Source organism: Streptomyces sp. NPDC002537 (assembly GCF_053594975.1).
In genome coordinates this window covers 57173-63394 of record NZ_JBSFWT010000043.1, presented here as the reverse complement: position 1 = coordinate 63394, position 6222 = coordinate 57173, and the positions used below count along the sequence as shown (strand labels likewise).

The window sequence follows — 6222 nt, the reverse complement described above, 5'->3', positions numbered from 1 at the left end:
CCTCGACCGCCAGGTTGATCAGTGCAGGTGTCACGCGAGAATCCCGTCCACGACCGTAGCCCGTCCCCGCACCGCCCGGCGCCCCGTGGCCGCACCGGCCGGACGGGCGCTGTGGCCGGAGCTCCGCGCGGGCGTCGCGTTCGTCCTCACCCGGGCCGCGCTCACCCGCACCCTCGCCGCCAGCGCCCTCTACGGGCTGGTGTACTCGGCGACGTTCTCGATGCTGGTGCTGCTGGCCTACCGGTCGCTGGGCCTGCACGCGACCGGGTACGGGCTGCTGCTCACCGCGGGGTCCGTCGGCTCGATCGCGGGCACCTGGCTGGCGCCGAGGCTCGCGCGGCGGCTGCCGACGCTCGTCCTGGCGCAGTGGTCCCTGGTGCTGTCGGGGGCCGCGTACGTGGGGCTGGGGCTGGCCGGTGACGCCGTCCTCGCGGGCGCCGCGCTGTTCTGCAACGGCGTCTTCATGATGAGCTGGAACATCCCCGTCCTCTCGCTCCGTCAGCGGTTCGCGCCGCCGGAGCTCCAGGGCAGGGTGATGAGCGTGTCCCGCCTGTGCTCGTGGGGCACCATGCCGGTCGGCGCGGCCCTGGGCGGCCTGCTGGCCCGCACCACCTCCGTCACCACCGTCTTCGTGTCCTTCGGGACCCTCCTGATCCTGGGCTCCCTGGCCCTGCTCGCGCCGCTCCGCGACGAGATGCTGGCGGACGAGCGGCCCGCCGGGCCCTGTACGACGGCGGAAACAGCACCGGAACCGGAACCGGAAAAATCGGAAAGAGGAGAGCATGACCGCGGAACCGTATGACACCGTGATCGTCGGCGGCGGCCCCGCCGGGCTCAACGCGGCGCTGTACCTGGGCAGGTCGTGCCGGCGCGTCGTGCTCGTCGACTCGGGGGACGCGCGCAACATGGCGGCCGGGGTCATGCACAACGTCGTCACCAACGACGGTGTGGACATCGGGGACTTCCGGGCCCGCGCCCGCGCCGAGATCTCCCGCTACGGCGTCGCGTTCCTCGACGACGAGGTCGTCTCCGTGGCGCCCGAAGGCGACCGGATCGTCACCACCGTCAAGGGCGCCGGGGAGCTCCGCAGCCGGACCGTGCTGTACGCGGCGGGGGTGCGCTCGCGTCTGCCGGAGCTGCCCGGCATCGCCGAGCTGTGGGGCAAGGGCGTCCACGAGTGCCCGTACTGCCACGCGTACGAGGTGCGCGGCGGCTCGTTCGGGGTCTACGGGGGCGAGGTGCCCGGCGAGTGCCTGGCCGCGACGCTCACGGCCTGGACGTCGTCCCTCACCTATCTCTCCGACGGGCGGGAACTGCCCGCGGAGGAGCGGGGGTACCTCACCGCGGCCGGGGTCCCCACCGTCGCCGGCAAGGTGCTCCGGGTGACCCGTGTGCCGGAGGGCGTCGGCGTCGAGCTGGCCGACGGGCGGACGCTCGCCTTCACCGCGCTGTTCCTGCACCTGGAGACCGAGCCGCGGGTCGAACCGCTGCGGCCGTGGCTCCAGGCGGACGACCTGGCGGCGGTGCAGGTGGACGAACGGGGGCGCACCTCGCTGCCGCGCCTGTACGTGGCCGGTGACCTGGGCCGGAACATGCAGCAGGCGGCGATGGCGGCGGCGTCCGGCGGCTTGGCGGCGATGGCCGTCAACGCGGACCTGATCCGCGAGGACCGGCCGGGCGCGCTGTACGACCTGCCGCCCGCGGCCCACTGACCACATCCGGTGACCGCATCCGGCCCGTATCCCGAGGAGCACTCCCATGGCATCCCCCCGCGCGGAACTCACCCCGCAGATGGCGCACTACACCTTCGTCCTGGAGGACCAGCCCTATATCGGCTTCTTCCAGTACGGCGACGAGCGCACCCCCGTGTACGCCACCGACCCCTGCGGCTTCAGGATCTCCCACTCGGCGCACGGCCCGGCGTCGATGGCCGGTGACCGGCCGCCGGGGCCGGTGCGGCTGCTGGCGGGCAGTTCCGCGGTGTTCGGCGTGGGGGCGACCGGTGACCACGCCACGATCCCCTCACGGCTGGGCAGCCACCACGCGCCCGGCCGTCCGTGGCTCAACTTCGCCGGGCAGAGCCTCAATTCGGTGCAGGAGCTGATGCTCTTCACCCTCTTCCAGCACCTGCTGCCCGACGTGGAGGAGATCGTGCTCCTCTCCGGCGTCAACAACCTCGTCCTCAGCCGGCTGCCCGGGTCGAAGCAGGGGCGGCACGGCGCCTTCTTCGAATGCGGCCCGGCCCCGGACAAGGTGCCGACGCCCGCGGAACGCATCGCCCATGCCACAGAATTGACGGTACGTCATATCAGCGGCTGGCAAAGGGCGGCCACGGCGCTCGGGGCACGCCTCACCTTCGCGCTCCAGCCGCTCGCGCCCTGGGTGCGGGAGGAGCCCGCCGTCCAGGAGAAGGCGCTGTTCGACGAGCTGGACGAGGTGTCCAACTGGCGGCGGCTGCACCACGACATCGCGTCGATGGAGGTCGGCCGGGCCTACGCGGCGGCGCTGCGCGAGGGCTGCGCGGCCGCGGGCGTGCCGTTCCTCGACATGAACACGGCCCTCGGGGAATCGGCGGGCTCCGGTGACTGGCTGTTCGCCGACCGGGTCCACTGCGTCGACGCGGGCTACGACGCCGTCGCCCGGCTCCTCGCCGAACGGCTCGGCCTGCACTGAGACTTCACGGGACTTCACGGGACTTCACGGGACTTATCGAATCGGGAGATCGGGAGGAGGCAATGCCATGACCCTGCTCCGCAGGCTCCTCGCCCGGCTGGTGCGCCGCAGGCGCAAGCCGGTGCCGCAGCCCACGGACGACGCGTCGATCTACCCCCTGTTCTGACCGCGGTGAGGCGGTTCCGCCCCCGGTGACACCACGACAGCGAAGGAGGGCCACGGGCGTGACCCGGCTCGTTCTGGGCCTCTCGGCCTTCTCCCACGACAGCGCGGCCGCGCTGGTCGCCGACGGCGTCCCGGTCGCGGCGGCGCAGGAGGAGCGGTTCAGCAGGCGCCGCCACGACCCGGCCTTCCCCCGGCAGGCGGTGGACCACTGTCTCCGCGCCGCCGGTGCGGACCTCTCGGAGGTGGCCGCCGTCGGCTACTTCGAGGACCCGGCGCTGAAGTTCCGGCGGGTCCTGGCGACGTACGCGGGCGCCGCCCCGCACGGCCTGGCGTCCTTCCGGGACGGGCTCCCGGCCTGGCTGGGGCGGAAGCGCCACGCGCTCCGCCTCGTGCGGGAGCACCTCGCGGGCCCCGAGCGGCGGCCGGTGCCCGAACTCGTCACCCTGCGGCACCACGAGTCGCACGCCGCCTCCGCCTTCCACCCCGGGCCGTACGAGTCCGCCGCCGTGCTGTGCGTGGACGGCGTCGGCGAGTGGGCAACGACCACCCTGTGGCACGGGACGGGCACCCGGCTGCGGCCCCTAGCGGAGCTGCGCTTCCCGCACTCGCTGGGGCTGCTGTACTCGGCGTTCACCTACTTCTGCGGATTCCGGGTCGACTCGGGCGAGTACAAGCTGATGGGGCTCGCGCCCTACGGGACACCCCGGTTCGCCCCGGTGATCCGGGAGCGGCTCATCGACGTCAAACCGGACGGCTCCTTCCGGCTGGACCTGCGCCGGTTCGCGTACCTGCGGGGGCAGGTGATGACCGGCCGCGGCTTCGAGGAGCTCTTCGGCGGACCGCGGCGCACCCCGGAGAGCCCGCTCACCGACCGGGAGTGCGATCTCGCCGCGTCCGTCCAGCAGGTGACCGAGGACGTGATGGTGCGCCTGGCCAGGACCGCCCGCGAGCTGACCGGCGAGCGCAGGCTGTGCCTGGCCGGTGGCGTGGCGCTGAACTGCGTGGCCAACGGCAGGATCTCCGAGGAGGGCGTCTTCGACGAGCTGTGGGTGCAGCCCGCGGCAGGTGACGCGGGTGGCGCGCTCGGCGCGGCCCTCGCGGTCGCCCACGCGCGGGGCGCCCCGCGCGAGCACGTCGCCGCGGGCCGGGACGCCATGTCGGGGGCGCTGCTGGGACCGGAGTACACGGACGACGAGATCGGCGCGTACCTCGACGCCCAGGGCGTCCCGTACGGGCGCCGGGGCCCGGAGGCGCTGGCGCGCGAGGTGGCGGTCGCCCTGGCGGCGGGGCGGATCGTGGGCTGGTTCCAGGGCCGGATGGAGTTCGGGCCGCGGGCGCTCGGCTCGCGGTCGATCCTCGCCGACCCGCGCGACCCGGACATGCAGTCGGCGCTCAACCTGCGGACGAAGTTCCGGGAGTCGTTCCGGCCGTTCGCCCCCGCCGTGCTCGCCGAGGACGCGAAGGACTGGTTCGAACTGCGGCAGGAGAGCCCGTACATGCTGCTCGTCGGCAAGGTGGCCGCGGCGCAGCGGCTGGCGGCGCGGGTCCCGGCCGGGGTGACCGGGCCGAAGCTGCTGCGGGTGCCGCGGTCGACCGTGCCCGCGGTGACGCACGTCGACGGTTCCGCGCGGGTGCAGACCGTCGACGACCGTCATCCCGCGCTGCGCCGGCTGCTGCTCGCCTTCAAGGAGCGGACGGGCTGTCCGGTGCTGGTGAACACGTCGTTCAACGTACGGGGCGAGCCGATCGTCAACACCCCGCGGGAGGCGTACGCCTGCTTCATGCGGGCCGGCATCGACCTGCTCGCGCTCGGCGGGTTCCTGCTGCGCAAGGAGGAACAGCCGCCGTGGCGGGAGGGGGACTGGCGCGGGTCCGTCCCCCTGGACTGAAGCACCCGGGCCGAACAAGGAGGTGCGCCACCGTGCGCCACGCACTGCTCGCCGCCGTCTACTACCTGGCCGTGACCCCCTGGGGCTGGTGCCGTCGTCACATCCGGGACCCGCTGTCCCGCCGCCCGTGCCCGGAGGCGACGACGTACTGGCACTTCACGGCTCCCGTCCCCGCCGAGGACGACCGGCGCACACCGTGAGGCGAACTTCCCGGTCGCACCACCGATCCGTCGTCGGCCGGGACGACGACCGACGACGGATCGCGCCGGGCGCCGTTCGGCCGGAACTCCGGCTTGATCTCCCGGTGGGCCGACCAGGCGGAGTGGCGTTCCGGCACGGCCCTGTCGTGGTCGGGCCCGGGAGGGTTCTGCCTATGGTGGGCGGCAATCATGACGCACCATCCGGGCGGGAACGGGTCGATCCAGGCGCCGCGGCTTCCCCGCCGCGCGCGCTCGCTCGTCGTGGCCGGATATCTGCTGCTCCTCAGCGCGGTCGTGCTGGACGTGACGGCCGATCCGCAGTGGACGCTGTCCCCGGTGCTGGCGACCGCGCCGGTGCTGGCCGGCATCGGGACGCGGCGGGCCCGGGTGCCGCTGACGGTGGGGCTGGGCGCCCTGGTCCTGGTGCCGCTGCTGGCACTGGCGGATCCGGGGGTACCGCTGCTCGACCATGTGACCTCGGGGATCACGGTGCTGGCCATCACGAGTATCAGCACCGCGAACGTGGTCCTGGTGGCGACGCGGGAGCGGCAGCTGATGCAGTCGCGTTCGGTCGCCGAGGCGGCGCAGCGCACCCTGCTGCGCCCGCCGCCGGAGCGGCTGGGCGGGCTGCGGACAGCGGTGCGCTATCTGGCCGCGGCGGCCGAGGCGCGGGTGGGCGGTGATCTGTACGAGGCGCTGGTGACCCCGTTCGGGACGCGGCTGCTCGTGGGGGACGTCCGGGGCAAGGGGCTGGCCGCGATCGAGACGGCCGCCGATGTGCTGGGGGCGTTCCGGGAGGCCGCCCAGGTCGAGGCGGATCTGGCCGCGGTGGCGGGCAGGCTGGACGCCGCGATGGGACGGCGGAAGGCGGGCGAGGAGTTCGTGACGGCGGTGCTGGTGGGGGTGCCGGAGTCCGGGGGCCCCGCCGAGATGGTCAACTGCGGCCATCTGCCTCCGCTGCTGTGGCGGGCGGGCCGGGTGACGGAGGTGGAGAACCCGGTGCCGGAGCCACCGCTGGCACTGCTGGACATGGTCGGTGGCCCCTACCACGGACGGGACTTCGCGTTCGAGGCGGGTGACACCCTGCTGCTGTACACCGACGGGGTGACGGAGGCGCGGGACGGGTCCGGTCGTTTCTATCCGCTGCGGGAGCGGCTGTCCCGGATGCCGGACGCGGCGCCGGACGTGCTGCTGGACCGCGTGGTGGCCGACCTGCTGGCGTACGCGGGCGGTGAGCTGTCCGACGACGCGGCGCTGCTGGCCGTCCGCCGGGAGCAGTGAGGGACCACCGGGAG

6 protein-coding genes are annotated in these 6222 nt (G+C 73.8%); all 6 read left to right on the top strand.

Annotation, left to right across the window (positions count from 1 at the left end):
• Positions 1–802 (top strand): MFS transporter (locus ACWD4A_RS20385; RefSeq protein ID WP_451195708.1); only part of this gene is annotated, 802 nt, incomplete at its 5' end.
• The gene (locus ACWD4A_RS20380) at positions 783–1712 is read left to right on the top strand and encodes an NAD(P)/FAD-dependent oxidoreductase (protein ID WP_451195706.1); all 930 of its coding nucleotides are present in this window, start codon (positions 783–785) and stop codon (positions 1710–1712) included. The genes ACWD4A_RS20385 and ACWD4A_RS20380, both read left to right, overlap by 20 nt.
• Before the next feature lie 46 nt (positions 1713–1758).
• Entirely contained in the window at positions 1759–2673 is a 915-nt protein-coding gene (locus ACWD4A_RS20375; RefSeq protein WP_451195705.1) for an SGNH/GDSL hydrolase family protein, read from the top strand.
• Positions 2674–2897: 224 nt separating this feature from the next.
• Positions 2898–4727, top strand: coding sequence for a carbamoyltransferase family protein (locus ACWD4A_RS20370; RefSeq protein ID WP_451195703.1), 1830 nt, complete (start codon positions 2898–2900; stop codon positions 4725–4727).
• Positions 4728–4759: 32 nt separating this feature from the next.
• Entirely contained in the window at positions 4760–4927 is a 168-nt protein-coding gene (locus ACWD4A_RS20365) for a hypothetical protein (protein ID WP_451195701.1), read from the top strand.
• A 189-nt stretch (positions 4928–5116) separates the two neighbouring features.
• Positions 5117–6208, top strand: a complete 1092-nt coding sequence (locus ACWD4A_RS20360) for a PP2C family protein-serine/threonine phosphatase (protein WP_451195699.1) — start codon at positions 5117–5119, stop codon at positions 6206–6208.
• Positions 6209–6222: the final 14 nt, after the last annotated feature.

What these genes read in the sequence shown, in the direction of transcription:
- ACWD4A_RS20380 (WP_451195706.1), top strand. Translation starts at nt 783, where the DNA reads ATGACCGCGGAACCGTATGACACCGTGATCGTCGGCGGCGGCCCCGCC.
- ACWD4A_RS20375 (WP_451195705.1), top strand. Translation starts at nt 1,759, where the DNA reads ATGGCATCCCCCCGCGCGGAACTCACCCCGCAGATGGCGCACTACACC.
- ACWD4A_RS20360 (WP_451195699.1), top strand. Translation starts at nt 5,117, where the DNA reads ATGACGCACCATCCGGGCGGGAACGGGTCGATCCAGGCGCCGCGGCTT.